The sequence below is a fragment of the Vibrio sp. OPT46 genome, from assembly GCF_015163535.1.
Classification (GTDB): Bacteria; Pseudomonadota; Gammaproteobacteria; order Enterobacterales; family Vibrionaceae; genus Vibrio; species Vibrio alginolyticus.
In genome coordinates this window covers 14821-16079 of sequence record NZ_JADDYG010000569.1, presented here as the reverse complement: position 1 = coordinate 16079, position 1259 = coordinate 14821, and the positions used below count along the sequence as shown (strand labels likewise).

Sequence of the window (1259 nt, the reverse complement as noted above, 5' to 3'; positions counted from 1 at the left end):
TGCAAAAATCACACCACAATATTGAGCCAATTCTCGGTAAGCTAATAGATGGCATGTTTATGGAACAAACATCAACAGTACTATCCGAGAACCTGGTTCCTAACATGATGTACAGCTACTTGATTGACTTTGAAAAACGATAAGCGTAAACAGACACTTTGCTTAACAATTAAGGAATCACTTTGAAGATCACAGAATTACGCCAATATAGAATCAAAGCAGGCAAAACAAAGCAATGGCTAAGTTGGATGAAGGAAGAACTGTTGCCCTATCAACGCTCACAAGGCATGCGTGTACTGAATACTTACGTCCACACTGGTGACGATGGACATGACTATTTTGTTTGGCTTAGAGAGTTCGACAATGAACAAGCACGCCAGACTCTCTACGAAAAAACATACAACGAGTGGTGGGTTCGCGAGATTCGACCGAAGGTATTTGAGCTAATTGAACAAGACTCAATCAAAGTTACCTTACTTGAATCGGTAGAGATGTAGTCAACTGCAACACCGTAATGCAATATCGAACCGATAACGTTTAGAAACGATGTGGTTTTCGACTGTAAAGTAAGGTGGAAAACTCGTCCATTTGCTTTTGTTCGCGCTTAGCTTCAGCAAGTTGTTTCTCTTTTTCGCGTTTGTCTATCATCCACTCATAGGATTTGCGTTCTTTACGCACGGTTAACCAATATTCTTTACAGTTTTCAACCTGCTCTTTGAAATGACTTTCTGCTTGCTTTTGCTTAGATAAAGTTTCATCTAGCTGGGTAAGGAATCGATTTAAATGTCCATATTGACTTGCCGTTAGGCCCGCCTGACCACGGTCGACGAGTTGCTGGCAATAATCAAGCCGATACTTTTCAATTTGTTCAACCTGACGGTAATAATCTTCGAGTTCAGAACGCGCTTTGTTCAGTGCAAGCACAGCTTGGTCTTCACGATCCTTAGTTTGCTCAAGTAGAAACTCCATCGCATTATTCATGCGCTATCACCCACCCAAAATGTTTCTAAGCATATTGACGCACATATCGTATGGCACCGATTCTTTCATGCTCTGCTGCAAGTATTCGTCTAACTTCGGTTTCAAAGTAAATGCGCCATCAATAGCAGGATCGGTACCCGGTTTGTACGCTCCAATCGAGACCAAATCTTGATTCTTGCGACAAATAGACAAGACCTGTCGCACGGCTTTTGACATCAGAACGTGCTCTTCGGTCGTGATTTGCGGCATAACACGGCTCACCGACTTCTCGACATCAA

Annotated in this window: 2 protein-coding genes and 1 pseudogene; 1 reads left to right on the top strand and 2 read right to left on the bottom strand. The window is 42.3% G+C overall.

All coding sequences use genetic code 11. The annotated features are described in order from the left end of the window. The first annotated feature begins 182 nt into the window (after nucleotides 1-182). Nucleotides 183-497, top strand: a complete 315-nt coding sequence (locus IQR33_RS22865; protein WP_104975530.1) for an NIPSNAP family protein — start codon at nucleotides 183-185, stop codon at nucleotides 495-497. A gap of 40 nt (nucleotides 498-537) precedes the next feature. On the opposite strand, the gene fliJ is transcribed toward IQR33_RS22865, so the two are convergent. Both fliJ and fliI read right to left on the bottom strand, forming a co-directional pair. Continuing rightward, complete coding sequence (gene fliJ / locus IQR33_RS22860) at nucleotides 538-981, bottom strand: flagellar export protein FliJ (protein ID WP_005380474.1); 444 nt, start codon at nucleotides 979-981, stop codon at nucleotides 538-540. Nucleotides 982-987: 6 nt separating this feature from the next. Next, nucleotides 988-1259 (bottom strand): annotated as a pseudogene (gene fliI / locus IQR33_RS34065) (flagellum-specific ATP synthase FliI); the annotation flags it as partial.

Bases quoted from the DNA above. Each gene is read 5' to 3' on its own strand.
- fliJ (WP_005380474.1), bottom strand. From the start codon at position 981: ATGAATAATGCGATGGAGTTTCTACTTGAGCAAACTAAGGATCGTGAA.